Below are 26,796 nucleotides of genomic sequence, written 5' to 3' on the forward strand. Positions count from 1 at the left end.
GTGATGACGGAACTCGAAACCCAGGACACGCCCCCGCAGGCGGACTCGAAACCGGACGATGCAGCCGCCGTTTCGGCTCTGCCGCCGGAGGAACTCGACCGGCTGACGAGCGATATCGTGGCGGCCCTCAAAACCGTCTACGATCCCGAGATTCCGTCCGACATCTACGAGCTGGGCCTGATCTACAAGATCGACATCAACGATGATCGAGAGGTCGCCGTCGAAATGACGCTGACGGCGCCGGGCTGCCCGGTGGCCGGCGAGATGCCGAAGTGGGTCGAGGATGCCGTCAACACGGTTCCGGGCGTCAGCGGTACAAAGGTTACGCTCACCTTTGATCCACCCTGGGACCAGTCCCGTATGTCGGACGAGGCGCGTCTCGCGCTCAATATGTTCTGACGCGTAATGAAATCCACGTGTCTGAACCCCGACCTCCGTCGGGGTGAATTCAGGGTTGTGGATACGGCTGGTCGCTCACCGTCGTCATCCCGGCGCAGGCCGGGATCCAGATACGCCCTCAAATTGCCCATCGGGGACGCTGCTGACGACATCTCGCAAAGGTTGACGTTGAGCGCTATATTGATTGAGAATTCTCGTGTTCTTCCCGGCCTTGAACCAGGACAGTTGCACCTATGACCGAACAGACGACCCCAGCCCCCCGCCGGCCTCGCCCGAAAGTCATGACGCTCACGCCGCGCGCCGCAGAGCGCGTGCGCTCCATCATGGCCTCAAAAGGACCGGAGATCGCCGGCCTCAAGATCGGGGTCAAGAAGGGTGGTTGCGCGGGCATGGAGTACACCATGACCTGGGCCGACAGCGTCGGGAAGTTCGACGAGGTCGTCGAACAGGACGGCGCGCGCGTGATCGTCGATCCGCAGGCGGTGCTGTATCTGCTCGGCACGGAGATGGACTACAAAACCGACAAGCTGTCGGCGACGTTCGTGTTCAACAACCCGAACCAGACCGGGGCGTGCGGCTGCGGCGAGAGCGTCAATCTCGTGCCTGCCGGCAAAACCGAACTCGAATCTCTCAAAGATTGACGGATCGTTAGCGGCCAAATCCGACCGTGCACGTCCAGATGATTTTTTACTTATTTGAACTATGTACAAAAGCTCTGAACTTTTCAGGGCTTTTTTATGCGTATTCTTGCGTGCATTGCGACTGAACATAATATCCTTCTGGTTGGTCTCGCTGCGTTGATTTGCAGCCTCGGCGCCTGGACTTCGGTCGGCTTGCTGCGGCGGGCCCGCGCGAGGGATGGCGACACCTTCAAATCCTGGGTGTTCTTTGGTGCGGTTGCTGCTGGATCGAGCGTCTGGTGCACGCATTTCGTGGCGATGCTCGCGTTCGAGCCGCAAATTCCGGTCAGCTATGAACCCGGCTTGACCGGACTGTCCCTGATCCTCGCGATCTTTGCGAGCGCCTTGGCCTTCGGCGTCGGTTCGCAACGGGCTCCTTTGGCCGCCGAGCTCGGCGGCGCCATGTTCGGCATCGGCGTCGCCATCATGCACTACGTCGGCATGGCGGCTTTTACAGTCGATGCCGCCGTCTCCTGGAACTCACCCTATCTCACCGGGTCCGTGCTCTGGGCCGTGGCGCTCTCGGCGCTGGCCTTCAATCGAGCGCTCGCGACAGCGCCGATCTGGGTGAACGGCGGCGCAGCCTGTCTTTTCGTGACGGCCGTGGTCGGCCTGCATTTCACCGGCATGACCGCGATGGAGATCGTACCGTTCGCGACATCTGAGCAAACGACGACCGACGCCGAGGCCCGCGAGATGCTCGCGTTCGCGGTGACGGCCGTTGCGCTCATCGTGGTCGCGATCGTCTGGGTGAGCCACATCCTGGATCGTCAGTTGCGCGCCCAGTCGTTTGCGCAGATGCGTCACCTTGCCGGAAGCTCGGCCGACGGCCTGTTGATCGAGCAGGACGGAACAGTCATCGAAGCGAATGACGCATTCGAGGCGTTGAGCGGCTTTTCGCGCGATGAATTGATCGGGGCGCCAGTGCAAACCGCTGGCTTCTCGGGCGATAAGCTCAACGAGGGCTCCATCGTTCGCACCACGCTTACTTCCAAAGCCGGCGAAAGCATTCCCGTCGAGATCGCGGCCCACACGGAAACCGGCCGACCGGGAGAGTCCGCCTTGCGCGTCTATGCTTTTCGCGACATTCGTCCGCGCCTCGAGCAGGAGCGCCGTATCGCGAACCTGGCACGCAACGACCTGTTGACGGGGCTGCCTAATCGCGCCGCATTCCTCGAGCACCTCGATCAGCAGATTGCGGCCTGCGATGAAACGTCGTCGCTGGCCCTGCTTGCCATCGATCTCAACCGCTTCAAGGAGGTCAACGATCTCCAGGGACACGCGGCGGGTGACATCGTGCTCCGGGTTCTCGCCGAGCGCATGAAGGTCGTTCTCCGGGAACGCGAATATCTCGCGCGCCTCGGCGGCGACGAGTTCATGGCCGTGTGCCGAACCTCCAGCCGAGACGATGCACTCGATCTCGCCACCCGCCTGGAAAAGAAACTTTTCTCGACCATCGAGATCGACGAAGTGGAAGTCGTTTGCGGCGCGAGCATCGGCATAGCGCTCTATCCGGATCATGCCACGAGCGCGACTGCGCTCATGAACAATGCCGATCTCGCGATGTACCGCGCCAAGGGCTCGCTCACCGACAACATCTGCTTCTATGCGGAAGAAATGGACGAAGCGATCCGCGCCCGGCGCCGGATGATCGGCGATCTGCGCGAAGCCCTGCAGCGTGAGGAATTCGAGCTGCGCTATCAGGTTCAGGTGGACATCACGACGGAGGAGCCGATCGGTTACGAGGCGCTGCTTCGCTGGCGCCACCCGGAGCGTGGCTTCGTGCCGCCCACCGAATTCATTCCGCTGGCCGAAGAGACGGGCCTGATCGTTCCGATCGGAGAATGGGTGTTGCGGACAGCCTGCCGGGAAGCCGCAACGTGGGCGTCGGAACGTACGGTTGCCGTCAACCTGTCTGCCGTCCAGCTTCACCAGATCGATTTTCCGGCGGTCGTGCATCAGATTCTTCTCGAAACCGGATTGCCGGCTGCAAGGCTCGAACTCGAAACGACCGAGACGTCGCTGATGAAGGATCCGCAACGGGCGACCCACGTGATGCGGCAGCTCAAAGCGCTCGGCGTTTCCATCGCCATGGACGACTTCGGAACCGGCTATTCATCGCTTTCGACGCTACGCGCCTTCGACTTCGACAAGATCAAGCTCGACAAGACTTTCGTGGATGGGATCGACGACAGCGCGCAAGCACGTGCCGTCATGCTGGCCGTGCTCGCGCTCGGAAACGCGCTGTCGATCCCGGTGCTGGCTGAGGGCGTTGAAACCAAGGAGCAGGTCGACTTCCTGCGCAGCCGCGGTTGCAACAAAGTGCAAGGGTTCTTCTTCGGGCGTCCGGTCGCGATCGTGGAGACCACGGAGCCACAGATGGCCGTTGCGTAGCGTCGGCGACTTTCACTGGACGCAGGCTGCTTACCGATGAGACCGGTGGGCGGTCCTGCATCCACCTGGGGCAGGATTTAGATCGCGACCTGGGTGCCGACCTCGACAACGCGGTCGGTCGGAATCTGGAAGTATGTCGTCGCGTCCTCGGCCGTGCGCGCGAGCCAGATGAACAGCCGCTCCTGCCAGCGCGGCATCTCGGATCGCGTGGTTGGTCGCAACGAGCGGCGTGACAGGAAGAACGATGTCGCACCCACGTCGATGTTCAGGTCCTTTCGCCGGCAGCTTTCCATGATCTTCGGAATGCTCGGCGTTTCCATGAAGCCGTAAGACGCGATGACGCGAATGAACGTCTCGTTCGAGCGATCGATCTCGACACGCTCGTGGCGGGGTACGCGCGGGGTATCCTCGGTGCGTATCGACAGCACGAGATTGCGCTCATGCAGCACGCGGTTGTGCTTCAGGTTGTGCATGAGGGCAGTCGGCGCAGCGTTGACATCGGACGACAGGAAAACTGCAGTTCCGGGAACGCGGGTCGGCGGCTTGGCTTCGAGCTTGCGGACGAGCCAGTCGAGATCCGCCTCGTTGCGGCGCGTGATCTTGGCGAGAATGCCGTAGCCCCTCACCCAGGTGAACATGATAAGGCTCAGCACGCCGGCGATGGCGAGCGGCACCCACGCCCCTTCGAACAGCTTCAGGATGTTGGCGGCGAAGAAGGTCTGCTCGATCATCAACAGCGGGATCATCACGAGCGCGGCTTTCCACACCGGCCAGCGCCAGTACTTCCAGACCACGAAGAAGGCCATCAGCGTATCGATGACGAGCGCGGCCGTAACGGACACACCATATGCCGTCGCGAGGTTGGACGAGCTTCTGAACATCAGCACGGCGACGACCACGAACAGCAGCAGCAGCCAGTTGACGCGGGGCAGGTAAATCTGACCGGCCATGCTCTCGGACGTGTGCTTGATCGAAAACCGCGGCAGAAGCCCGAGCTGAATGGCCTGGCGTGCCAGCGAGAAGGCGCCGGTGATGACGGCCTGGCTTGCAACCACGGTCGCGGCGGTCGCGAGGATCACCATCGGGATGAGCGCCCAATCGGGATAGAGACGGTAGAACGGATTTTCGAGGGCACTGGCATCGGACAGAACCAGTGCACCCTGGCCGAGATAGTTCAACATCAGCGACGGAAATACGAACCCGAGCCAGGCGGTCTGGATCGGCTTGCGGCCGAAGTGGCCAAGATCGGTATAGAGGGCTTCGGCGCCGGTCACGGCCAGGAACACGAGGCCCAGCACGGTCAATCCGAGCAGGCCGTGGGTCGCCATGAAGCGAATGCCATGCCAGGGGTTGAGCGCCGAGAACACGATCGGATTGTCGAAGATGTGGAGCAGGCCGCCGACCGCGAGCGCGAGAAACCACACGATCGTGAGGGGGCCGAAAAACTGCGCGACGCGAGCCGTGCCGTGGCTTTGTACGGCGAAGAGCGCGACGATGACGACGAGGGCAATCGGCACGACAAGGGAATTGAAGGCCGGAGAAACGAGCTTCAGACCTTCAACCGCAGACAGCACGGAGATGGCAGGCGTGATGACCGCATCGCCGTAGAAGAACGACGCACCCGCGATCCCTAGCGCCATGAGCAGCGGCGAACTTCGCTTGGCGACCGATTGGCCCAGCGCCATCAGGGCGAAAGTACCGCCCTCGCCCTTGTTGTCGGCCCTGAGCAGCAGGATCACGTATTTCAACGTGACGATCAGAATAAGAGCCCAGAAAATCAGCGAGAGGACGCCGAAGACGGCCTCGGCGTTGGCGGGGCTTCCGCCGCTCGCGGCATGCACGGCCTCGCGGAAGGCATAAAGCGGACTCGTTCCGATATCGCCGTAGACGACACCGACGGACCCCACGACGAGCGTCCAGAAATGGCGATCGTGCAGAACTTCGCCGGGCTCGCCACCAACCTCGGTGGACTTAGCGCGTGCCACGATCGGGCCTCTCATCGCTGCCGCTGCTTTCGCAGCAAATTTCGGCGCTTATACGCCGGTTCGCTTGGGCTCGTCAGCGGACAAATTCGGTGCTTGCGGCTTGGTTCCGTCTTGACATTCGTAACGGCGAGCCGTCAGCGCGGCGGGGGCGAGCCTATTTCGGCCAGGTGTCTCGGATCCAGCGAGCAAGTCCGTCCTCATCTATTTCGCCGGCGGCGAGACCCATGATCGCGATTGTCGCTTCGGCGGGCGCCGGCGCGAAGGCAATACCGTTCTTTCGCAGAAAGGTCAGCGCGACCATGAAAGCCGCGCGCTTATTGCCATCGACGAACGGATGATTTCGCGCGATCCCGAACGCGTAGGCGGAGGCAAGCATCGCGTAGTCGCTCTCCCCGAATGCCCACTTGTTCTGCGGCCTTCCGAGGGCCGATTCCAGCATTCCTTCGTCACGCAGGCCAGCAGGCCCTCCGAATATTGCCAACTGCTCGGCATGCATTCGGAGGGCCTGCGCCTTGGTGATCCACCTGGGCTCGCTCATTTGGCGAGCGCTTTGAGCGTGCTCTTGTATTCCTTCATGACTTCGCGCGCGATACGCATCGTCTCTTCGTCATCGTCCGCGTAAGGCGTAACGGAGATGCTTCGATCCGGACCTTCGGTCACCAGGACATGATCGCCCTGAGAAAGGCCCAGCCGCGCGAGCAGCTCCTTCGGCAGGATCAGTCCGGTCGAATTGCCGATTTTCTTGATTTCGAGCTTCATGGCCGTCGCTCCGCCTCATGTTGTACAGATTGTATAACACGAGGCGGAGACGTTGTACAGATTGTCTAACGGAAGAGGGCCGGACCGCTACGAAGCAGCCCGGTCCATCGCCTCCAGCTCGTCGATCATGCCCTCGATCACCTTGAGGCCCTTGCTCCAGAACTCTGGGTCCGTGGCGTCGAGGCCAAAGGGTGCCAACAGCTCCGAGTGGTGCTTCGAGCCGCCGGCTTTCAGAAGATCGAAATACTTGCCGACGAAGCCCGGATGCGCCTCGCGGTAGAGGCCGTAGAGCGAGTTCACGAGGCAATCCCCGAACGCGTAGGCGTAAACGTAGAACGGCGAGTTGATGAAGTGCGGGATGTAGGCCCAGTAGACTTCATAACCGGGCTTGAGATCGATGGCCGGCCCAAGGCTCTCGCTCTGCACGTCCATCCAGAAGGCGTTCAGCTCGTCGCTGGTCAGCTCGCCCTTGCGACGCGCCTCGTGCACCTTACGCTCGAACTGATAGAACGCGATCTGGCGCACGACCGTATTCAGCATGTCCTCGACCTTGCCGGCGATCATGGCCTTCTTTTCGCGCGGGCTCTTGGTTTCCGCCAGCAGCGCACGGAAGGTCAGCATTTCACCGAACACGGACGCGGTCTCCGCGAGCGTCAGCGGCGTGGGAGCCAGCAATGGCCCCTGATCACGGGCGAGCATCTGGTGGACACCGTGGCCCAGCTCATGAGCGAGCGTCATGACGTCTCGCGGCTTGCCCTGATAGTTCATCAGCACATAAGGGTGAACCGACGGTACGGTTGCAGCCGAGAACGCGCCCTGCGTCTTGCCTTCGCGGAGCGGCGCGTCGATCCAGCGCTTGTCGAAAAACTCTTTCGCTAGGTTCGCCATGTCAGGCGCAAACGCGCCGTAGGCCTTGAGCACGATGCCCTCGGCTTCGGCCCACGTGAAGATCTGCTCGGGCTTGTCGGGAAGCGGCGCGTTGCGGTCCCAATGTGAGAGCTTCGGCAGGCCAAGCCACTTCGCCTTCATCGCGTAATAGCGATGGGAGAGGCGCGGATAGGCCTCGCGCACGCTCGCAACCAGCGCATCGACCACCGGGGCCTCGACGCGGTTTGCGAGATGGCGGCTGTCGGCCACATCCTTGAAGCCGCGCCAGCGGTCGGAGATCTCCTTGTCCTTGGCCAGCGTGTTGGTGATCAGCGTGAAGAGCCGGATGTTGTCCTTAAAGACCTTCGAGAGGGCTTCTGCTGCCGCGCGGCGGCGGGGCTCGGCCGGGTTCGAGAGCAGGTTCAGCGTGGCTTCGAGCGCCAGCGGGGCCGGCTCTCCCGCGACTTCGAAGCGGAGGCCGGTCATGGTCTCGCTGAACAACCGGTTGAAGGCGCCGCGCCCGGTCTGTCCCTTTTCGGTGAAGAGCTGCTCCAGCTTCTCATCGAGCTGGTACGGCTTCTCCTTGCGCAGGTCCTCGAGCCACGGCTTGAAACGCGCGAGCGCGGGATCGCGGACGGCGGTGGCAAGAGCCGCCTCCTCGATCTGGTTTAGCTCAAGCTCGACAAAAATCAGGTCGGTCGAAATCTTGGTCAGCTTCTCGGAAATGTCGCCGTAGAATTTCGCGCGCGCCGGATCGGCCTGGTTGGCTGCATAGAGCAGCCCCGCGAACGAGCCGAGCTTGCCCATCAGGTCCGACAGCTGCTCGTAGGACGCAATAGCTTCCGCGAGCTTAGGCGCCTCGCCCGAGAGGGCTGCGAGCTTGCCCTGATACGTCTCCTTGATGCGCTTGGCCTCGGCGGCTGCCCGCTCCAGGTCGCGACCGACCTCAGGATCATCCGTGCCTTTATAGAGGTCTGACAGATCCCACTCGGGAATCGGCCCCAGATCGAGCGCCTCGGCGGAGGCTCCTCCCCTCGTTCCGCTTTGAGCTTTCGCCCAGGCAAGATCCGAAAACAGAGGGGCGCGCAAGATCGGCGTCATCAGAAGCTCCAGTCGATATGGGAAATCGAAGTGCAATTTGAGGGGTCCACCGCCCGAGTTCAAGCGCCAATGGCGGTTTTTCCGGGACCTGAACAGCCTCAAAACAGGGGCCCGCGCGCCATAGGAGGCGGAAAAAGTTTCAAGGTGAGCTTAAGTGAAAGGGCTTGTTTACTGTTGTCGGGCAATCTTTCGCTTGAGTTGAGTTGCCGGTCCGTCGGCGTTTGGCGTTGTTCAAACGCAGATTTCATCAGGCCCGACAGTGTTCCAGTTCGTGTTGTGTACGAGTGCTTCATGGCAAAGCGTGTTCTGATTGTCGACGATGATCCTGCTCAGCGTCGCATCCTCGAAGAAACCGTAAAGCGGTTCGGATTTGAAACCCGCGCTGCCGTCTCCGGCGAGCAGGCGCTGGACGTGCTCGAAGGTCCCGAGCGCAACGCAATCTCCCTCGTTCTCCTCGACCTCGTCATGCCCGGTATCGGCGGCATGGCCGTGCTCGAGCGCCTCAAAGGCAAAGCCTCGCCTCCCGTCATCGTGCTGACGGCCAACGGCTCGGTCGATGCCGCCATCAACGCCATCCGGCTCGGCGCGGTCGACTTCGTCATCAAGCCGGCTTCGCCCGAACGCCTCGAAGTTTCGATCAAGAGCGCGATGAAGATCGAGGCTCTTTCCGAGGAAATTACGCGCATCAAGAAGAAGTCCGAAGGCACGCTCACCTTCGACGATCTCATCGTGCGCGGCGAAGGCATGCAGCGCGTGATCGCGCTCGGCAAGCGGGCTGCAACCTCCGCCATCCCGGTTCTGATCGAAGGCGAAAGCGGCGTCGGCAAGGAGCTGATCGCACGCGCCATCCAGGGCGAGAGCGAGCGGGCCGGTCGTCCGTTCGTTACCGTCAACTGCGGTGCCATTCCGGAGAACCTGGTCGAAAGCATCCTGTTCGGACACGAGAAGGGCGCCTTCACAGGCGCCGTCGATCGGCGCGTCGGCAAGTTCCAGGAGGCCGACGGCGGTACGCTGTTCCTCGACGAGATCGGCGAGCTGCCGCTGGACGCACAGGTGAAGCTGCTCCGCGCGTTGCAGGAAGGCGAGATCGATCCGGTCGGCGCCAAGAAACCGATCAAGGTCAATTTCCGTCTCGTCTCCGCGACGAACCGCGACATGATCCAGCTCGTGAAGGAAGGCCGTTTCCGCGAGGATCTCTACTACCGGCTCAACGTGTTCCCGATCTGGGTGCCGCCGCTGCGCGAGCGCAAGGACGACATCCCCGAGCTCGCTCAGCACTTCCTTGCCCGCTTCGGCGCCGAGGAAGGCAAGCGCGTCAGCGGCTTCACCGACGAAGCCATGCAGATGCTCGCGAGCTACGATTGGCCGGGCAACGTGCGCCAGCTCGAGAACGCCATTTTCCGCGCGGTGGTGCTCGCCGACGCAAACGAGCTTTCGGTCGCGGAGTTCCCGCAGATCGCGAGCCAGGTCGACGGCTTCACCGCCGAGATCCCGCCGGCACCCGTGGGCCTTCAGAAGCCTGCGGCCTACACCGGCCCGGCGCTGATCGGCGCTGAAGACATCATTCCGCAGACGGTCGAGGTCCGGCCGTCGGGCGGCGCTTCGGCGCTCGGCATCCCGGCTGTCACCGAGAGCGGCGAGATTCGCGCCCTCGAGGATATCGAGGCCGACATGATCCGCCTCGCGCTCGGACGCTACCGCGGCCACATGACGGAAGTCGCCAAGCGGCTCAAGATCGGACGCTCGACGCTGTATCGGAAGATGCAGGAATACGGGCTCGAGCCGCGCGTGAACTAGAACGCGATTGTCTTCGATTGAATCGCAATAATGGCCGGGTGAACGCCCGGCCATTATTGCTTTTGGCGGCACCCGCTTACTCAGCCTGCGTCGCGTAGCCCCCTCCTCCATCTTGCGCGAGACCGGCCAGGATGGCGGATGCGAAAGGCGGCCGAAACCGCGGCACGTGTTCACAAAAGCACAACAGTCGGCGGCCAAAGTTACGCTCCGCGCCGAGGTTTAGGGGTTCCCGCCTTCTCAAGGCTCAGGGCCTCGGCTAGATCATGAACGCGCCGGTTTTGTTCCGGCATGGGCCGCAAGCCCTGCATTCGAGGGGGCGCGCGACATCGCATCCGGCGGTTTTGCGTTGCGTCGAGGAGTTGTCATGCTGCACCGCTTCCGGGCTACGGCCCCGTTCTGCGTTCTGTTCCTCTCTGCCATCCTGCTTCCCTCCTCGGGCCAAGCCGATCCGGCTGCCGATACCGTCCAAGCACCCACAGCGCCCGTGACCACGGCGCCGGCCCAGGCCGTGGTGCCGCAAGCTGCGCCCTCCGCGTCCGCGCCGGCTGCCCAGCCAACACCGCCTGCCGCCGAGCCGCAGCCGCAAGCCGCGGCGACCGTTCCGCCGGCGAAACCCTTGCTCGGCGCGATCGTACGCGCACGCCTCGACGCGTTCTCGAAATCGGCAACCGAGACCGAGCAGCAGGACGCGCTCGCGCTCAAAGATTTCTATGTCGCCCGCAACGATGCCCCGTTGTGGATCGCGGACGGCGCACTGAACGACCGCGCCGTGCTCGTCATCGCGGAAATCAAGCAAGCGAACAATTGGGGCCTCGATGCCTCAGCTTTTGAGCTGCCGGATGTTTCGGGAACGCTCTCGGAAGACACTGCAGCCGACGCCGAACTCAAGCTTTCGATCGCAGCTCTCACCTACGCGCGCCACGCCCGCGGCGGACGCATCGCCGATCCCGCCAAGCAGCTTTCGTCTTATCTCGATCGCGTGCCGCAGCTGATCGAGCCCAAAGTCGTGCTGGCCGAACTCGCAGGACCGAATCCGCCGGACAAAACGCTCCGCGGTTTTCATCCTCAGCATCCGCAGTTCGAGAAGCTCAGGCAGAAATACCTCGAGCTTCTGAAGTCGGCGCACGAGGCGGAAGAAATCGTGCGACTGCCGAAGGGGCCGGCGCTCTCGCCCGGACAATCGCATCCGCATATCGCGCTGCTGCGGCAGCGGCTCAACGTTCCGGTTGCAGAAGGGCCGGTTGCAGAAGGCACGCCGGAAAAGCCCGCCGACGCCAACTTCTACGACGACGCGCTGGCGCAAGCAGTCAAGGCATTCCAGACCGAGAAAGGGCTCACGGCGGACGGTATCGTCGGCGGCGGCTCGCGTGCGGCGCTCAACGACATCGACGTGCCGAACCCCGACAAGCTGCGCGCCAATTTGGAGTTGTGGCGTTGGATCCCGGCCGACCTCGGCCCAACCTACGTCTGGGTCAATCTGCCCGAGTTCATGTTCGAGTTCGTGCGGGAAGGAAAAATCGTGCACGAGGAGCGCATCATCGCCGGGCTCGTCGACAAGCAGACGCCGGTGTTCTCGGCCGTCATGGATACCGTGACGATCCATCCGCGCTGGAACGTGCCGGACTCGATCAAGGTGCGCGAGCTTTACCCGAGCCTTGCGCGCGGCGGCACCTATTTCCAGAAGCAAGGGCTGCGCATGACGAAGAACGGGCGCCCGGTCGATCCTTACAACGTGGATTGGAGCACCGCCGACATCCGTCAGTTCGACGTGCAGCAGCCGCCGGGCGGAGCGAACGTGCTCGGCCAGTACAAGTTCACATTCCATAACAAGCATATCGTCTACATGCACGATACGCCGACCAAGAACCTCTTCAACCAGGCGAGCCGTCCGTTCAGCCATGGCTGCATGCGGATCCGCAATCCGGGGCATTTCGCGGAAGTCGTGCTCGACTTCGACAAGGGATGGACGCCGGAGAAAGTGGCCGAGATCGTCAACGGCGAGGCGGTCGAAACGCCGATCGCGCTCGACAAGAAGATTCCGGTGCACGTCGCCTACTTCACGCAGTGGGTCGACGACGCGGGCGAGCTTCAGAGCTTCAAGGACGTTTACGGCCACGAACAGCGCGTGATGCTGGCGCTCGCAGGCCGCTTCGATGCGATCGCGCGCGGACCGGATCATCTGGCGCCGGTGCGCTACGAGAAGCGGGAGTACGCCAGCGGCGGCACGCTCGACACGTTCTTCAACAACCTGTTCGGCGGGTTCTAGTGTTTGCTTCGGACCCTTGGGTCCGAAGCGATCATCGGGCTCTTTAGTGCGACCGACGATTCACGCTTCAGGCTGGTAGAGCCTGAAGCGATCGTGGGGCTCTTTAGAGCGACCGACGATTCACGCTTCAGGCTGGTAGGGCCTGAAGCGATCGTGGGGCTCTTTAGAGCGACCGACGATTCACGCTTCAGGCTGGTAGGGCCTGAAGCGATCGTGGTCGAACTTAACGGCGTTCTTTAACCTTCACGGACAGCTCGCTAGGCCATTTGACGGGCTTGCCCTTTTTATGCCGCGGGCAGGCCCTCTTGATCGCGCATTCCAGGGTTACCAACCGTTAACGAACGGGGGGTATTTGTTAACCTTGGCAATCGTGACGGGGGACTTCTGTTGAGCGTAAAGGCGGGACAACTCACCTGCCGGATCCTGGCCTCTTGCCGGCCTTTGGGTCTTGGCGCGGCCGTGCTTCTGGCTGCCGTCTCGCAGGTAAGATCCGCGCACGCCGGCGATGACCGCACGATCTCGTTCTTTCACATCCACACCAAAGAAACGCTCACCATCCAGTACAAGAAGAACGGACGCTTCCTTCCGGAAGCGCTCGAGAAGATCAACTGGATCATGCGCGACTGGCGCGAGAGCAAAGCGATCCCGATCGATCCCAACACGGTCGACATCATCTGGGAAATGCACCGCGAACTCGGCTCGCAGCAGCCGGTCTCGATCATCTGCGGCTACCGCTCACCGGCGACCAACTCGATGCTACGCAAGACGCGCGGCGGGCAGGCGAGCCAGAGCCAGCACATGACCGGCAAGGCGATCGACATCGCGTTCCCGGACGTGCCGGTCAAGCGGCTGCGCTATTCGGCGATGATCCGCGAGCGTGGCGGCGTCGGTTACTATCCGACTTCCGGCATCCCGTTCGTGCATGTCGATACGTCGCGCGTGCGCCACTGGCCGCGCATGGTGCGCGACGAACTCGCGCTTCTTTTCCCGTCCGGTCATTCGAAGCATGAGCCTGCGGACGGGCGCCCGATCACGCCGGCCGACGTCAAGGCCGCACGCGAACGGCGCAAGGATCTCGCGCAGGAAGTCGCGCAATTCTACGCGCTGCGCGATGCGCCGAAGGCACCGATCCAGGTTGCAGAAGCCGCTGCCCCAGCGCCACTCCCGGCTCCGCCGCGCCCAGCGCGCGCCGTGCGCCCGCCCGCACCGGAACAGCGGATGGCTGTCGGCGCGCCGGTGCCGCCGCCAGCGCAAACGTCGCCCGAAGCGATGGCCTCGGTCGTCGCCTTTGCCTCCGAGAAGACGAAACCCGCGCCATCGAATGCTCCGAAGCTCCTCGGCGCGCCGAAGCCCGTCGAACGCTCGTCGACGTTCGTCGCCAAGCTTCCGGACGCCGATCGTTCGCGTCTCGATATGCTGGTTCAGCTTGCGGCGATCGAAGAGCCGGCGGCTCAGACGTTGGCCGATGCGAAACCCGCGGCGTTGATCACCGGATCGACGGGACCTACGCCGGCGAAAACCGCCGCGCTCAAGACCGCCGCCATGACGCCTGATTGGCCGTTCCCCAAACGCCCTCTCACCGAAGAGAGCAAACCCGCCGCAAGCGCGTCCGCAACTCCAGCGTCCGTCTCTGCGCATCCGTTCGGCGGGGGATCATCGGATTGGCGCAGCGGCTGGATGGTCGCGCCCGAATATGACGAGGATCATCCGGACGAGCTGTCTTATCGGCCGTTCGCGCTGGCGCCGCTGCTGACCGAAACCGCTTCGTTCGACGATCCCGCGCTCGCAACGCTGGTGCACCCGGACGACTCGATGATCTTCGAATTGCTCGACGACGAAGGCACCGTGCTGCCGATGGAATTCGGGACCGATCAGGTGCACACCGCGATGGCGTGGGCGCAGGAGTTCAGCGGCAGCGCCGTGCATCTCGGCTCGATGGCAGCCGCGCCCCAGCCGCAGGCCGTGGCGCCGCAGCGCGTCTCGCGCGCGGTTACGACCCTGCCGCGCTGATCGACTTGCGCTGACGCGAGCCACCCGTGCGGGCGCTCGCCAGAGGCCCGTCCGTCCAGGCCTTGATCACCAGACGTCCCAGCTCCTCGAAGTCGTCGGTTCGTGGGGTCGTCGAGCGCCAAACGAGGCCGATGGTGCGGAATGGCTCCGGCTCGACGAACGGCACCAGCGTGATGTCGCGGCCGCGTTCCTCGACGCCGATCGAAACCTCCGGCAGAAGCGTGATCCCGTATCCTGCGGACACCATCTCGACAATGGTCGCGAGGCTCGAAGCGCCGAATGTGTTGACCGCATCGACCTGCTGCAGACTGCAGTACGTGAGTGCCTGATCGCGCAGGCAATGCCCTTCCTCGAGCAGCAGAAGACGCTCGTGCTCGATCAGCTCCTTGGTGGCGCGCACGCGGCCCGACAGCTTGCGATCCTTCGGGACGGCGAGCAGGAACTTGTCTTCGAACAAGGGGCGGTTGGTGAGATCGGGGTGCTTCAGCGGAAGCGCGAGCAGGAGCACGTCGAGCTTGCCTTCGAGCAGCTCCTCGGTCAGCACCTGCGTCTGCGTTTCGCGGACATGCAGCTCGAGATCGGGATAGGCCTCGCGTAGCAGCGGCAGCAGCGGCGGCAGCATGTAAGGCGCCAACGACGGAATGACGCCAAGGCGCAGTGTGCCGGCCAGAATGCGGTTGGCATGCTGCGCGTAGGAGACGAGATCGCGCACGTCTCCGAGGATGCGCGAACAGCGCGCGGCGATCTCCCTGCCCTTGCCGGTGAGCTGCACGCCCGAGCGCGTCCGCTCGACCAGCACGAGCCCCAGGTTCTGCTCGAGTTCGTGGATCTGCATCGAGAGCGCGGGCTGCGTCACCGAGCACGCATCCGCGGCACGGCCGAAGTGGAGCTCGCGGGCAAGCGCATCGAAATAGCGCAACTGCTTGAAGGTGACGGGCGTCATAAGGCAGCCTGATCAGGAGAGAAACAAATAACGATTAGCTCTGATCTTGGCGGCGGTCTATGGTCGCAGAGAACAAACGATCGTGAACAGAGCACGATCCCGGGAACCCTTTCCCGAATACGGCAGGTAAAGCTCCGGCTTCACCTCGTCGTTAGCGTCTCGGGCCGTGCGCCGAAGCGGCCCGAGACGTTTTTATTTCAGCGATCCGTAGTCAGACAAACGAAAGGCCGGCGGAAAGCCGGCCTTGTTTGTGGTCGCCCGCGTGATGCTTTCGTGAGCGCAGTCACTCGGCCGCGATCATGCGGTCCACTGCGGCTTCGGCTTCCGCCGACATTCCACCGCTCAGCATGCCGAGCGCGTGCATGTAGACTTCCAGCACGCTTTCCTCTTCCTGGCGCTCGTTCTGGCTCTTCTTGCGAAGGCGCACGATCTGCCGGATGATTTTGACGTCGAACCCGAGGCCTTTCGCCTCGAGATACTTGTCGCGGATATCGCCCGAGAGGGCCTTCTTCTCTTCCTCGAGGCGCTCAATGCTCTCGACCAACTGGCGAAGCTGATTTTGCGCGGAAGCCTGAAGCGTCGTCATCCCTACTTACCCCACCTCAAATCCGGAAATCCGGTCCCTCAAACCCTCCGCCGATCGCGGATGGCATTGTCGGGAAGGCTAGGCTTCGGATGGGTCAGGGGCAAGGCGAGGTGTACGCTCATCCATAGGTAATTTCCTGTGGATGGCCGACCCTTACCGTGCTTTGCGGCCCTCGTGTGCCCGGCGCGACGCGCATCCGGGAGAACACGCAAGCAGACGTAATGCTCTCAAGCTTTATCCTTCGCCGTGTGCGCACTGCTTTGTGCGAACGCCGCCACAGCCTCGGGCGAGGCCTCGGTCTGATAGCGCTGCTGCCACTCCGCGTACGGCATGCCGTAGACGATCTCGCGCGATTCGTTTTTCGACAGCGTGATGCCGCGATCGACGGCGGCCTCCTGGTACCAGTTGGAAAGACAATTGCGGCAGAAGCCCGCGAGATTCATCAGGTCGATGTTCTGGACGTCCGTACGCTCGCGCAGGTGCGCGACGAGGCGGCGGAACGCAGCGGCTTCCAACTCCACTCTGGTCTTGGGATCGATTGCAGCCATGAGACACCCTTTCTTTTCGTGGGGCTTCAGTCGGTGTGCGACCCGAAATATCTCGCCCTTTTCAGATCGGGGTCGGCACCCGGACCTGCAAGGACCTCGCGGGTTGCAGCGGCCAGCCGCTCGGCCCAGGCGATTTGACCTGCTTCTTCGGCAATCAGATCCTGGCGGATCTCGACAATCGCATGGGCCAAACCGCGGGTAGTTCCGTGGCGCCACATGCAATCACCCCTGAGCTTGCCCGTATATGGCTCATTGTCGCCGACGACGAGCGCGGGATCGGCACCGAGCGCCGCGATGAAAGGCTTCGCGAGGCGCGGATCCTTGTCCCAGAGCACGGCCGCATGCCAGGGCCGGGGCACGCCGCGCCAGGCGGGCGTGAAACTGTGCACCGACAGCAGCACCGGCGCGATGCCGTCAGCGATCGCCTGGTCGATCAACTCGCCGATAGCCTCGTGGTAAGGTCGATAGTAGCGCGCGATGCGGGTGCTCCGCTCCTCTGCGCTCAAGGTTCGGTTACCGGGCACGATGGCGCCGTCCGAAAGGCGCATGATCAGGGTGGGGTCGTCTTCGCCGCGGTTGCAGTCGATCAGCAAGCGGGAAAAGCGCGTCAGCACGGCGGGTGCGCCAAGCGTTTCCGCGAGCCGTTCCGTCACCTTCCGAGCCCCAATGTCGTAAGCGATGTGGCGTTCAAGCTCGCCAGCCGGCAGGCCGAGCGTGCCGTATTCGGCCGGCAGGCGGTTTTCCGCGTGATCGCACAACAAGATCAGCCCCGGCCCCAAGCCTCCGGCCAAGCGGATGAAAGCCTCTGCCGTCACCGCCGCAACAGCACCCTCGATCCGCGGCTCCGCTTCGGGTCGCATCGACATCTCGTCTGTTTTCCGCCCCGCTCGTGCCGTCCGTCCGCTTCGTCAGCCCCTGGGGGTTGCGAAAAGTCACGTCCCGGCCTTCAATAGCCTGGCGCTCGGTCGGGCGGCGCAACCGGCGCGCACCTCAAAGCTGCCGCTTTCATTGCCAACGTTTCGCCCTCCCAGCAAGGCCCGGTCGCGTCGTGGCCCGCCACGCGCAATCGCCCACTCCGTGAAGCCATGAACCCAAAAGTCTTAACCCTGCCGGTCGCGGCGGCCCTCTTTCTGGCCGCTCCCCTTCGTCCGGCCTTGGCGGACCTCAAGTTCTGCAACGGAACGCAGAGCCGCGTCGGCGTGTCGATCGGCTACCAAAGCCCGGACGGCTGGGCGACCGAAGGGTGGTGGAACATCGCGTCGCAGGCTTGTGAAACGCTCTTGAAAGGGGCAGTCCCGAGCCGGTTTATCTACGTCCACGCCGTGGATTACGACCGCGGTGGAGAATGGGCCGGCACAAACTTCATGTGCACCGCCGACAAGACGTTCTCCATCCGGGGGGTGCAGGATTGCCCCAAACGTGGATATAAGCGGACGGGATTCTTCGAAGTTGATACCGGCGAGGCGCAGGAATGGACCGTGCGCCTTACCGATCCAGGTGGCAAAGAGGCAAACGGACGATGAGACGTAATCGGCGGGTCAAGATTGTTGCGACGCTTGGACCCGCGTCGTCCGCGCCCGAGATGCTCGAGCGTTTGTTTCTCGCAGGCGCGGATGTCTTTCGCATCAATATGAGCCACACGAGCCCGGAGACGGCCCACACGCTGGTCCGCTCGATCCGTGACGTGGCCGCAAAGCATCGTTGCCAGATCGGCGTGCTGTGCGACCTGCAGGGGCCGAAGTTCCGCCTCGGCGAATTCGTCGACGGGCGTGCGCTGGTCAAGACCGGCGAGTTCTTCCGTTTCGACCAGACCGGCGTGCCGGGAACCTCGCAGCGCGTGAGCCTTCCGCATCCGCAGATCTTCGAGGCCGTCAAGCCTGGGCACATGCTGCTGATCGACGACGGCAAACTGCGCATGCGCGTGAAGGACGTGGACGCCAAGGGCATCGTGGCGGAAGTCGTGACCGGAGGCGTGCTGTCGAGCCGCAAGGGCATCAGCATGCCCGATACGCTACTCGCGGTGAGCGCGCTGACGGACAAGGATCGCAAGGATCTGGATGTGTCGCTGAAGCTCGGCGCCGACTGGATCGCGCTGTCGTTCGTGCAGCGCGCCGAGGACATCATTGAAGCCAAGAAGATCATCGACGGACGCGCGGCCGTGCTCGCCAAGATCGAGAAGCCGTCGGCCATCGACGACCTCGACGACATCATCGCGGCGGGCGACGGATTCATGGTGGCGCGCGGCGATCTCGGCGTCGAAATGCCAGTGGAGCGGGTTCCCGGTCTGCAGAAGCAGATCACACGCAAGGCGCGGGCGGCCGGAAAGCCGATCGTTGTCGCGACGCAGATGCTCGAAAGCATGACGTCGTCGCCGATGCCGACGCGCGCCGAGGTTTCCGACGTCGCGACCGCCGTGTTCGACGGCGCGGACGCGATCATGCTGTCGGGCGAATCCGCCGTCGGCCAGTATCCGACCGAAACCATTGAAATGATGAACCGCATCGCGCACGAGGTCGAAAACGATCCGAGCTACGACGCGTTCGTGCATGCGATCGAGTTTCCGCCGCTGCCGACCGGTGCCGACGCAATCGCCGCCGCGGCGCATGCGATTTCCGGCACCGTCAAGGTCGCCGCCATTCTTTGCTACACGGCAACGGGATCGACCGCGCTTCGCGTTGCCCGCGAACGCCCGGGCCTGCCGGTGATCGGCCTTACGCCGATTGCGCGCACGGCCCAAAGGCTGTCGCTGGTGTGGGGCATCGAAACCGTGCTCACGAGCGATCCCGAAGATCTCGCGGACATGGTGCGTAAGGCAACGCGCATCGCGTTCGAAGGCGGCTTCGTGAAAGCTGGTCAGGGCGTTGTCATCACCTGCGGCGTGCCGCTCGGCTCGCCGGGTGCGACCAACATGATCCGGCTCGCGTTCGTCGACGAGCACGGCCTGCCGGACGGGCACAGCCCCGACTACGTGCCGACAGGCGGAAAGGTTCCCGTCGAGCGGAGAACGCCCTCGAAGATCGCGCCTTAGTAAAAGCTGCACCAATGAATCGAACGGGCTCGGACGCCAGGCGTCGCGAGCCCGTTTTGTTAGATGCCTTGGCCTTCAACCTCGGCCTTGAGGTCATCGCGCGCCTTCTTGGCGCCGGGGGCATTGGGATGCACCTTCAGCAGGCTCTCGTAGGCTTCGAGCGCCGCTTTCTTCTCTCCCAAGTGCTGCAAGATATTGGCGAGGCCTTCGAGCGCCTTGAAATGATGCGGCTCGAGCGCCAGCACGCGGCGAATGTCGCCCAGGGCACGCTTGTAGTCGTCGCCCAGATAGAAGAGGTAGGCGCGGCGGTTCCAGGCTTCGGCGTAATCCGGTTGCAGCTCGATGGCGGCATTCAGAAGCCGCATCGCGAGATCGGTCCGCTGAGCCTCGGTCGCGGCTGCGGCGCGTGCCATCAGAAGGTCGGCGGTGGCACTGCCCGAATGCTGCCAGAGCTGCTCGACGGTGGCGGCGATCTGGGCCGCCGTCACTTCATCGGGTGCCGTGGCCAAGCGGGCGTAGAGCTCGGTCAGAAGCTTGTCGCGCTGCTCTGGCGCGGAGCCGGCGGTCGCGCCTTTTTCTGCCGGTTTGTCGGGTGCGGGCTTGCCATCCGCCTCGGGCGCATTTTTCCCGGCTTGCGGTTGTTTCTCGGCGGACTTAGGCGTCTGAGGCGAGGTCTCGGGCGCCTCAGAAGATTTGGGAACCGGCCCGGTTATGACGGGAGGCCCTCTCTCCGGCAGTGTCAGCCCGCGCGGGCCTACCACGTCGGGAACATCCTGCGCGCATACGGCCGCGGGTAAGGCTATCGCCGTCACGCACGCGAGGATCACGCCGCCAGCGCGGCTCGTAGCTTTTGCTGCTGTCATGGCCTCAAAGATAGGCAGCAGCAGCCGTTGCGTCAAAGGGCCAAGTCTGAGCGTGGTCTTGCCGACATCAAAATAGACAAGCAAAACCGCCCGCGCACTCGATGGTGCCGGGCGGGAGGGCCCTTACAGAGTGCAGGCGCGTCGAACTAGCCCTGGCGCGCCTTGAAGCGGCGAAGGGTCTTGTTGATCACGTAGACGCGTCCCTTGCGGCGCACGAGGCGGTTGTCGCGATGACGCGAGCGAAGGGACTTAAGCGAGTTTCTTACTTTCATTGTCGTGCACCAATTTGGGCATCGGATGGTGGGCACTACAGGGATCGAACCTGTGACCCCTACCATGTCAAGGTAGTGCTCTACCGCTGAGCTAAGTGCCCATCCGTGCCGAGAAAGTCATGCGGAGCGGTTCCTATACTGGCATTGCCAGCGGTCCGCAAGCGAGGAAACCAATTATCCGCGACGGCGCCGCGGAAGCCCGTAAAAACAGGCATTACCTTCGAGGTGTGCGGCGTTTTGGACCGTCTTGCGAAGCCGTTATCCCCTGCCGGGGAGGCTCCCAATGCCTCAGGCCGCCAGCAGCCGCTCGACCTCGCGGACGAGGTCCTTGAGGTGGAAGGGTTTCGAGAGCACGCGCGCTTCCTTGGGAGCGGTGGCCTCGTTGTTCAAAATGACGGCAGCAAAGCCGGTGATGAACATGATTTTCAGCTCGGGATCGATTTCGGCCGCGCGACGGGCGAGCTCGATGCCATCCATGCGCGGCATGACGATGTCGGTCAAAAGCAGCGTGAAAGGCTCTTGCTGAAGGCGCTCGAAAGCCTCCTCGCCGTTGGGGAACGAGATCACCTCATAGCCAGCCTTGGCCAATGCGCGTTCCAGGAACCCGCGCATGGAATCGTCGTCCTCGGCCAGCAGGATTCTGCACATCGGAAGTCGGGAGGGCTTAGCGGTCATGAGCTTTCTTACTCGGGATGTCGACTTATCGGGGATAGCGCCAATGGCCACATGAATCTGACGCCAGTTTGGTAAATGGAACGTGAAGCCTCGACAGCGTGGGTAGTGTCTCCCACATCTTGACTGAAAACACAGCAAAAGGCGGGCCAGGACCAGCGCGGCGTGCAGTTTACCGCATTTTTCCACGGTGGGGTTGCGAAATGCTTTGCCCGGCGTGGACAGCGCGAGGCGAGGTTGGCACACTGCACCTTCGTTCGTGTCGAAATGCGCCGCTTCGACACGAACGGTCGTGCGAAAGCGCAAAACGTGTCAGCATGAGACGGCAGCGGCATGGGCTTCTCCACTTCGCTTTCCGGCGACAAGGCCCTCGCGGTGAACAGGACCAGATGACTGCGCAGATGCCCACACCGATCAGTCCCGAACTCGATCCGCCGTTCTCGATCCTGACGCCGAAGGTTCAGAACGCGCCGTTCATCCTGTGCTCTCCGCACTCGGGACGCATCTACCCCAAACACTTCCTCGCGCAATCCCGCCTCGATCCCATGACGCTGCGGAAGTCCGAGGATTGCTTCGTCGACGAATTGTTTCAGGGCGCTGCTGAATTCGGCGTTCCGCTCATTGCCGCGCGGTTTCCGCGGGCCTACCTCGACGTGAACCGCGAGCCCTACGAGCTCGATCCGGAATTGTTTGCGGATCCGCTGCCCGATTACGCCAACAGCAAATCCGTCCGCGTGGTCGGCGGGCTCGGCACGATCGCGCGCATCGTCGCGGACGGCGAGGAAATCTATCGCACGCGGCTCAGCGTCGACGAAGCGCTCGCGCGCATCGAACAGTTGTACTTCCCATTTCATGCCGCACTCGAAGCGCTGATCGAGCAAACGCGCGCGCAGTTCGGCTATGCCGTACTGATCGATTGCCACTCGATGCCGTCCGCGCAAATGGCGCAAAGCAGCGGCCCGCGGCCGGATTTCGTGATCGGGGACCGTTTCGGCGCGGCCTGCGATCCACGGCTCACACGGTTCATTCGGGATACGCTCCTGACGGAAGGCTACGACGTGCAGCTCAACCGGCCCTATGCGGGCGGCTATATCACCGAGCACTACGGCCGGCCCTATCGCGGTGTTCAGGCGGTCCAGATCGAAATCAACCGAGCGCTCTATCTCGACGAGCTCAATTTCAAACCATCGCTTGGCTTCCGCAGGTTGAAGATCGATCTGACACGGATCTGCAATATGTTGTTCTCGGCGCTGCCGGCCATCCTTGAGCAGCGCGCCGCCGCCGAGTAATCAAAAGCGCTGTGGCCGATAAGAATGGCGCCTTCGCAAAAAGCGCGGCGCGTCTTTTTCTGACGGAATAAAATCAGCCCGGAATAAAAAAAGGGCCGTCCAATGGACGGCCCAAGTCTAGGGAGGAAACGCCCAAGGAGGGCTCGTGATCCCATGGGGATGGCGAAAGCCATGGCCACGGTCTCACAGTTCAAATCTATGCTGCAGCGCCGCAAACCGCAAGCCCCCACGTCGGCAATTTTTGCTGCAATGCGCTACGCGCGATCATTAAGCAACACCACCTAGGCCTTCTCAGTGGCTGACCGTCCGGAACCGGATCATCTGCGGACCCTGTTTTTCTCTTTGATTTCTGTGCGCTACAGCGTCGCAGCCCCGTCAGGCACAAAAAAAAGGGCCGTCCAAGTGCGGACGGCCCAAGTCTAGGGAGGAAACGCCCAAGGAGGGCTACGACGGCCGAGCCAAGCCCGGCGGATGTCGCACTGCAAAATATCGTCGATACGAATTAGAAAGGAAGTGCAAAAACTGCAGAGCTGCCATTACAGGCGCGTGGGGCAGAACGTTCGCAGTTTGAGGAGGTTGTGTGACGGTGCGACAAACTTTGCGATCGAACAAAGATGCGTTGCCGTCAAAAAGAGGCCGTTCGAACGAGCGAACGGCCCAAGTCTAGGGAGGAAACGCCCGTAATGGGCTGCGGTGGCGAAGAAGTGCTTCCTCGGGACCGCAGTTTTTGTATGCGCCTGTTCGGCCGAAGCGGCAACTTCAGCCGTGCTTTGACGGTCAATTACGGTGAATATGGTGCGGCGTCGCAACACAGTGCTTTCGTGCTACGCGTTCTACTCGAAAACGATGTAAATTTCTGAACAGTTGTTACTTTCGTTCTGCCCGAATGCCCGACTTCAACTTAAGCTGCGGAAAATCATCGTGAGTTTACCTTCTCGCTCGCACTTCGCCGATCTGCTCTCGCTAGCCCACGACCTGGCCGACAGCTCTCGATCGGTGATCCTCCCCCAGTTTCGCAAGCAGATGGCCGTCGCCAACAAGGCGGGTGCGGCTGCGTTCGATCCGGTCACAAAAGCGGATCGCGGGGCCGAACGAGCGATCACGCGGATGATTCGTGCACGAGAGCCCGACCACGGCATCGTCGGCGAGGAGTTCGGGCGGCACAACGAGGACGCGCCCTATCAATGGATCATCGATCCGATCGACGGCACGCGCTCGTTCATCACCGGCACGCCGATGTGGGGCACGCTGATCGGCCTCCTGCATGACGGCGACCCGGTGCTGGGCCTGATGGATCAGCCCTTCACCGGCGAGCGCTTCTGGGCGGACAGGGCGGCGGCCTACGCCCGCACCAGCCTGGGCAAGCCGCGAAAAATCCGGACGCGGGCCTGCGGGCGCTTGTCGGATGCCCTGATGATGACGACGAGCCCCGATCTCTTCGAGCGGGGCGTGGAGGCGGACGGCTTCGCCCGCGTAAAGCGTGAGGCGCGCATGACCCGTTACGGCGGCGATTGCTACGCCTATTGCCTGCTCGCGCACGGCCTCGTCGATCTCGTCGTCGAATCCGGCCTCAAGAGCTACGACATCGTGGCGCTCATTCCGATCGTCGAGCGGGCCGGCGGGCGCGTGACGACGTGGGACGGCGGCTCCGCCACGTCGGGCGGACGCATCGTGGCCTCCGGTGATCCGGTGCTGCACGAGCGCGTGCTAAAGCTGCTCAACAAGTAGCGATCACGCGGCCTGGTCGAGGCCCATGTAGGCGTCGAAGGCGGCCCAGAAGCGGAGGCGGATCGAATCCGCCTCCTGCAGGATCTCATGGCGCGCGGACGGCAGCAGAACGTGGGTGCCGACCTTGAGACCAACAGCGAAATCCTCACTCGCCCGCGAAGAGACGATCTCGTCCTTGCCGGCCACGAAAATCATCATCGGCACGGTGACGGACCCCGCGTATCCGGGCTCGTCCACCACGCCCATCGATCGATAGGCAGCCCGTAACCAGCCGATCGTCGGAGAGCCGAGGGCGAGCGACGGATCGGCATCCAACACCGCCTTGTTGCGAAACCAGCGCTCGCGATCGGATGTCAGCTGATTGCCCTCGAACGGTCCCTGCTCGACGACTGCGTCCGAGCCGCCCTTGATGTAGCTTTTCGAGAACCCGACGAGGCAGCCCACCTCGGCGTAGGCACGCGCCACCACCTGCGGATAGCCAACCTTGGCGTCGGCAAACGCAATCATCGGCGCGCACAAAATCATGCGATCGAACCAAGACCCCGGCCGGCCCGCATTGCGCAGAAGAATGTTCGCGCCCATCGAATGGCCCATGGCCAGGAACGGCGGCGGGCAATCCGGCAGCACGATCTCCTTCATGAACAGCTTCAGATCGCTGTCGAATTCGCTGAAGGTATAGACATGGCCCTTTCGCGGGTTCGGCAACTGGCGCGAGGAACCGCCCTGCCCGCGCCAATCCATGGTGGCCACGGCATAGCCACGCCGGCGCAGATCAGCGACCACTTCAAAGTATTTCTCGGCGAACTCTCCACGGCCGCCAAACAGGCACACCGTGCCGCGCCGCGGGCCGCGGGTCGCCTCCCAGCGCACGAACCTGAGGCGCGCGCCGTCGCGAGTCTTGAGCTCGCCTACCACAGCGCCGCCCGGCACCGGATTCTTGGCCAGCGCAACAAGCTTCATTCTTCCGACCCCGCCTCGCAAATCATTCGGGATGGGAGGATAGCATGGAGAGGAGCGCCGGGCAGCCGTCGGCGGCGTGGTCTAGTACCGATTGCGATCCCAACGGTGCTCCGGCCAATAGTCCTCGCGATCCCGGAAGGCGAAGGTTCTCAGGTATTCGGGGCGCGCGGCGAGAACATCGCCGGAGCAGCGATCGACGCGGAGCGTAAAGACGCGGCCTGAATCGATCCGGCGAGCGCGGACGCGAACCCGCTCACCATCGCCGCCGAGCGGGCGCAGATCCGTCCAGCCTTCGCGGCGCAGCTCGCGCTTGATCTGCCAGCGATCGAGGCAGGCATACCGTTCCCGGCGCGGCGGCTCGCTGTAGCGCGTGGGTGGCGGCATCGGCACCGGATAGCCGTCCTTGATCGAGCCGGGCGGCGGCTCGATACCCCGGCGGTAGGGTTCGTCGTAACGATCAGGCGGAGGCGCTTCGCTGTAACGGCCCCGATCGTAATCCTGCGGGGCGGCGTCCTCGTCATCATAATATTCGGGTCCATCGGTCGGAGGTGGCGCTTCCGAATAATCTTCTCCGTAAAGATCGGCCGCGGAGGCTGCGCGAGAAAATGAAAACGGTGAAGCGGCGAGAACGAGTGCCGTCATCAGGCTCGCCGTGATGAATGACGCTCTCATAATTGACTCCCACTCTTGATCGCTTGTTGAGGGATCATTTTTTTGAACGGGGCCGTTCAAGGCCGGAAAACCCGCACAGGGTCTGCCTTCAAACATGAACGGCAGATGAAGGGTTCCCGATTTTGCCTTTGAAAGCCTGAACTTGCTCAGCCGCTGTGGCGAATTTTACACGCGGCCCCGGCTCCCTCTTGAAGGCGCCGGACGGCACCCTAAATCCCCTGGTGCGCACGCCCAAAGCGGGTGCGCGAACTACTCAGAGATCCGGCCCATGACGGGCGGATCCCATCAGTCGCTTCTATTGGAGGACTAACGTCATGCGACATTTCGATCTCTCTCCCCTCTATCGTTCGACCGTCGGCTTCGATCGCCTTGCTCAGCTGCTCGACAGCGTGAGCGGCGCGGATGTCGATGCGCCCTACCCGCCCTACAACATCGAGCGGCTTGGCGAGAACGACTACCGCATCACCATGGCCGTCGCCGGCTTCTCGCCCGATGAGATCAAGGTGGATGTGAAGGAGAGCACGCTCACCGTACGCGGCGAGCGCAAAGCCGAGACTTCGGAGAATGACCGGCGTTACCTGCATCGCGGCATCGCGAGCCGGAGCTTCGAGCGCAAATTCCAGCTTGCCGATCACGTCGAGGTGAAGGGCGCCGACCTCAAGGACGGCCTGCTCAACGTCGATCTGGTCCGCAACCTTCCCGAGCGGATGCGTCCGCGCTCGATCCCGATCGGAGCGGGCTCGGAAGCGCCGAAACAGCTCGAGACAACCTCGTAAGGCCTCCTCCCGGGCCCGACCGGCACACTCCATCCCGTGTGCCTAAAAAGCGAGCGGCGGATCTTCCGTCGCTCGTTTTTTTATGCCGGACGCGCTTGTGCGGAGGGGACTATTTCCGGAACGGCTCCAGTCGAGAGACATTCTAATCTGCTCTTGTGTTGCAGAGTAAAATCTGCAACATTCTCGCGAAAGGTCAGCATT

Annotated in this window: 24 protein-coding genes and 1 tRNA gene; 11 read left to right on the top strand and 14 right to left on the bottom strand. The window is 62.9% G+C overall.

All coding sequences use genetic code 11. From position 1 onward, the window contains the following. Nucleotides 1-3 precede the first annotated feature (3 nt). The 3 genes from RCO24_RS03805 (at nucleotide 4) to RCO24_RS03815 (ending at nucleotide 3,473) form a co-directional block, all read left to right on the top strand. Complete coding sequence (locus tag RCO24_RS03805; protein WP_308960070.1) at nucleotides 4-399, top strand: SUF system Fe-S cluster assembly protein; 396 nt, start codon at nucleotides 4-6, stop codon at nucleotides 397-399. A gap of 233 nt (nucleotides 400-632) precedes the next feature. Further along, the gene (locus RCO24_RS03810) at nucleotides 633-1,040 is read left to right on the top strand and encodes an iron-sulfur cluster assembly accessory protein (protein WP_308960071.1); all 408 of its coding nucleotides are present in this window, start codon (nucleotides 633-635) and stop codon (nucleotides 1,038-1,040) included. A gap of 96 nt (nucleotides 1,041-1,136) precedes the next feature. Then, nucleotides 1,137-3,473, top strand: coding sequence for an EAL domain-containing protein (locus RCO24_RS03815; RefSeq protein ID WP_308960072.1), 2,337 nt, complete (start codon nucleotides 1,137-1,139; stop codon nucleotides 3,471-3,473). Between the two features lie 77 nt (nucleotides 3,474-3,550). Here RCO24_RS03815 and RCO24_RS03820 read toward each other — a convergent pair whose 3' ends face one another. The 4 genes from RCO24_RS03820 to RCO24_RS03835 form a co-directional block, all read right to left on the bottom strand. Beyond that, on the bottom strand, nucleotides 3,551-5,473 hold the full coding sequence (locus tag RCO24_RS03820) for a potassium transporter Kup (RefSeq protein ID WP_374990909.1): 1,923 nt from the start codon (nucleotides 5,471-5,473) through the stop codon (nucleotides 3,551-3,553). A 139-nt stretch (nucleotides 5,474-5,612) separates the two neighbouring features. Next, nucleotides 5,613-5,996 carry a type II toxin-antitoxin system death-on-curing family toxin gene (locus tag RCO24_RS03825; protein ID WP_308960073.1) on the bottom strand — a complete coding sequence of 128 codons (384 nt, stop codon included), beginning with the start codon at nucleotides 5,994-5,996 and terminating at the stop codon, nucleotides 5,613-5,615. Beyond that, a complete protein-coding gene (locus RCO24_RS03830) occupies nucleotides 5,993-6,217 on the bottom strand; it encodes an AbrB/MazE/SpoVT family DNA-binding domain-containing protein (RefSeq protein ID WP_308960074.1) in 225 nt (74 codons plus the stop codon). The genes RCO24_RS03825 and RCO24_RS03830 overlap by 4 nt, the downstream gene beginning before the upstream one ends. A gap of 87 nt (nucleotides 6,218-6,304) precedes the next feature. Continuing rightward, on the bottom strand, nucleotides 6,305-8,185 hold the full coding sequence (locus RCO24_RS03835; protein WP_308960075.1) for a M3 family oligoendopeptidase: 1,881 nt from the start codon (nucleotides 8,183-8,185) through the stop codon (nucleotides 6,305-6,307). Between the two features lie 291 nt (nucleotides 8,186-8,476). Between RCO24_RS03835 and RCO24_RS03840 the strand changes: the two genes are divergently transcribed. From RCO24_RS03840 to RCO24_RS03850, 3 genes are all read left to right on the top strand, one after another. Further along, nucleotides 8,477-9,982 (top strand): sigma-54 dependent transcriptional regulator, encoded by a 1,506-nt coding sequence (locus tag RCO24_RS03840; RefSeq protein ID WP_308960076.1) that lies wholly within the window; start codon nucleotides 8,477-8,479, stop codon nucleotides 9,980-9,982. A gap of 364 nt (nucleotides 9,983-10,346) precedes the next feature. Continuing rightward, nucleotides 10,347-12,248, top strand: a complete 1,902-nt coding sequence (locus RCO24_RS03845; RefSeq protein WP_308960077.1) for a L,D-transpeptidase family protein — start codon at nucleotides 10,347-10,349, stop codon at nucleotides 12,246-12,248. Between the two features lie 387 nt (nucleotides 12,249-12,635). After that, nucleotides 12,636-14,258 (top strand): DUF882 domain-containing protein, encoded by a 1,623-nt coding sequence (locus tag RCO24_RS03850; RefSeq protein WP_308960078.1) that lies wholly within the window; start codon nucleotides 12,636-12,638, stop codon nucleotides 14,256-14,258. Here the strand turns inward: RCO24_RS03850 and RCO24_RS03855 are convergent. The 4 genes from RCO24_RS03855 to RCO24_RS03870 form a co-directional block, all read right to left on the bottom strand. Further along, complete coding sequence (locus RCO24_RS03855) at nucleotides 14,239-15,201, bottom strand: LysR substrate-binding domain-containing protein (RefSeq protein ID WP_308960079.1); 963 nt, start codon at nucleotides 15,199-15,201, stop codon at nucleotides 14,239-14,241. The genes RCO24_RS03850 and RCO24_RS03855 overlap by 20 nt on opposite strands. Nucleotides 15,202-15,484: 283 nt before the next feature. Next, entirely contained in the window at nucleotides 15,485-15,787 is a 303-nt protein-coding gene (locus tag RCO24_RS03860) for a DUF2312 domain-containing protein (protein ID WP_308960080.1), read from the bottom strand. Between the two features lie 227 nt (nucleotides 15,788-16,014). Continuing rightward, nucleotides 16,015-16,335, bottom strand: coding sequence for a DUF1244 domain-containing protein (locus RCO24_RS03865; protein ID WP_308960081.1), 321 nt, complete (start codon nucleotides 16,333-16,335; stop codon nucleotides 16,015-16,017). A gap of 26 nt (nucleotides 16,336-16,361) precedes the next feature. Continuing rightward, entirely contained in the window at nucleotides 16,362-17,195 is an 834-nt protein-coding gene (locus RCO24_RS03870) for an N-formylglutamate amidohydrolase (RefSeq protein WP_308960082.1), read from the bottom strand. Nucleotides 17,196-17,420: 225 nt separating this feature from the next. Here RCO24_RS03870 and RCO24_RS03875 point away from each other — a divergent pair, with 225 nt between their 5' ends. Beyond that, nucleotides 17,421-17,858 (top strand): DUF1036 domain-containing protein, encoded by a 438-nt coding sequence (locus RCO24_RS03875; protein WP_308960083.1) that lies wholly within the window; start codon nucleotides 17,421-17,423, stop codon nucleotides 17,856-17,858. After that, nucleotides 17,855-19,363, top strand: coding sequence for a pyruvate kinase (gene pyk, locus RCO24_RS03880; protein ID WP_308960084.1), 1,509 nt, complete (start codon nucleotides 17,855-17,857; stop codon nucleotides 19,361-19,363). Before RCO24_RS03875 ends, pyk begins: the two co-directional genes overlap by 4 nt. A 59-nt stretch (nucleotides 19,364-19,422) precedes the next feature. On the opposite strand, the gene RCO24_RS03885 is transcribed toward pyk, so the two are convergent. The 4 genes from RCO24_RS03885 to cpdR all read right to left on the bottom strand — a co-directional run bounded on the left by RCO24_RS03885 (nucleotide 19,423) and on the right by cpdR (nucleotide 21,146). After that, a complete protein-coding gene (locus RCO24_RS03885; protein ID WP_308960085.1) occupies nucleotides 19,423-20,124 on the bottom strand; it encodes a tetratricopeptide repeat protein in 702 nt (233 codons plus the stop codon). 248 nt (nucleotides 20,125-20,372) lie between these two features. Then, the gene (gene ykgO, locus RCO24_RS03890) at nucleotides 20,373-20,498 is read right to left on the bottom strand and encodes a type B 50S ribosomal protein L36 (RefSeq protein ID WP_020085222.1); all 126 of its coding nucleotides are present in this window, start codon (nucleotides 20,496-20,498) and stop codon (nucleotides 20,373-20,375) included. A gap of 26 nt (nucleotides 20,499-20,524) precedes the next feature. After that, nucleotides 20,525-20,599 (bottom strand) — tRNA-Val (locus RCO24_RS03895). 187 nt (nucleotides 20,600-20,786) lie between these two features. Beyond that, complete coding sequence (cpdR, locus tag RCO24_RS03900; RefSeq protein WP_308960894.1) at nucleotides 20,787-21,146, bottom strand: cell cycle two-component system response regulator CpdR; 360 nt, start codon at nucleotides 21,144-21,146, stop codon at nucleotides 20,787-20,789. Between the two features lie 437 nt (nucleotides 21,147-21,583). On the opposite strand from cpdR, the gene RCO24_RS03905 reads away from it, so the two are divergent. Both RCO24_RS03905 and hisN read left to right on the top strand, forming a co-directional pair. After that, entirely contained in the window at nucleotides 21,584-22,459 is an 876-nt protein-coding gene (locus tag RCO24_RS03905) for an N-formylglutamate amidohydrolase (RefSeq protein WP_374990924.1), read from the top strand. 921 nt (nucleotides 22,460-23,380) lie between these two features. After that, complete coding sequence (hisN, locus tag RCO24_RS03910) at nucleotides 23,381-24,187, top strand: histidinol-phosphatase (protein ID WP_308960087.1); 807 nt, start codon at nucleotides 23,381-23,383, stop codon at nucleotides 24,185-24,187. A gap of 3 nt (nucleotides 24,188-24,190) precedes the next feature. Here hisN and RCO24_RS03915 read toward each other — a convergent pair whose 3' ends face one another. After that, the gene (locus RCO24_RS03915) at nucleotides 24,191-25,147 is read right to left on the bottom strand and encodes an alpha/beta hydrolase (protein ID WP_308960088.1); all 957 of its coding nucleotides are present in this window, start codon (nucleotides 25,145-25,147) and stop codon (nucleotides 24,191-24,193) included. An 81-nt stretch (nucleotides 25,148-25,228) separates the two neighbouring features. Next, entirely contained in the window at nucleotides 25,229-25,819 is a 591-nt protein-coding gene (locus tag RCO24_RS03920; RefSeq protein ID WP_308960089.1) for a hypothetical protein, read from the bottom strand. Between the two features lie 314 nt (nucleotides 25,820-26,133). Between RCO24_RS03920 and RCO24_RS03925 the strand changes: the two genes are divergently transcribed. After that, on the top strand, nucleotides 26,134-26,595 hold the full coding sequence (locus RCO24_RS03925) for an Hsp20 family protein (RefSeq protein WP_308960090.1): 462 nt from the start codon (nucleotides 26,134-26,136) through the stop codon (nucleotides 26,593-26,595). The last annotated feature ends 201 nt before the right edge of the window (nucleotides 26,596-26,796 follow it).

The sequence above is a fragment of the Hyphomicrobium sp. LHD-15 genome (genome assembly GCF_031157355.1).
In the GTDB taxonomy this organism is placed as follows: Bacteria; Pseudomonadota; Alphaproteobacteria; order Rhizobiales; family Hyphomicrobiaceae; genus Hyphomicrobium_C.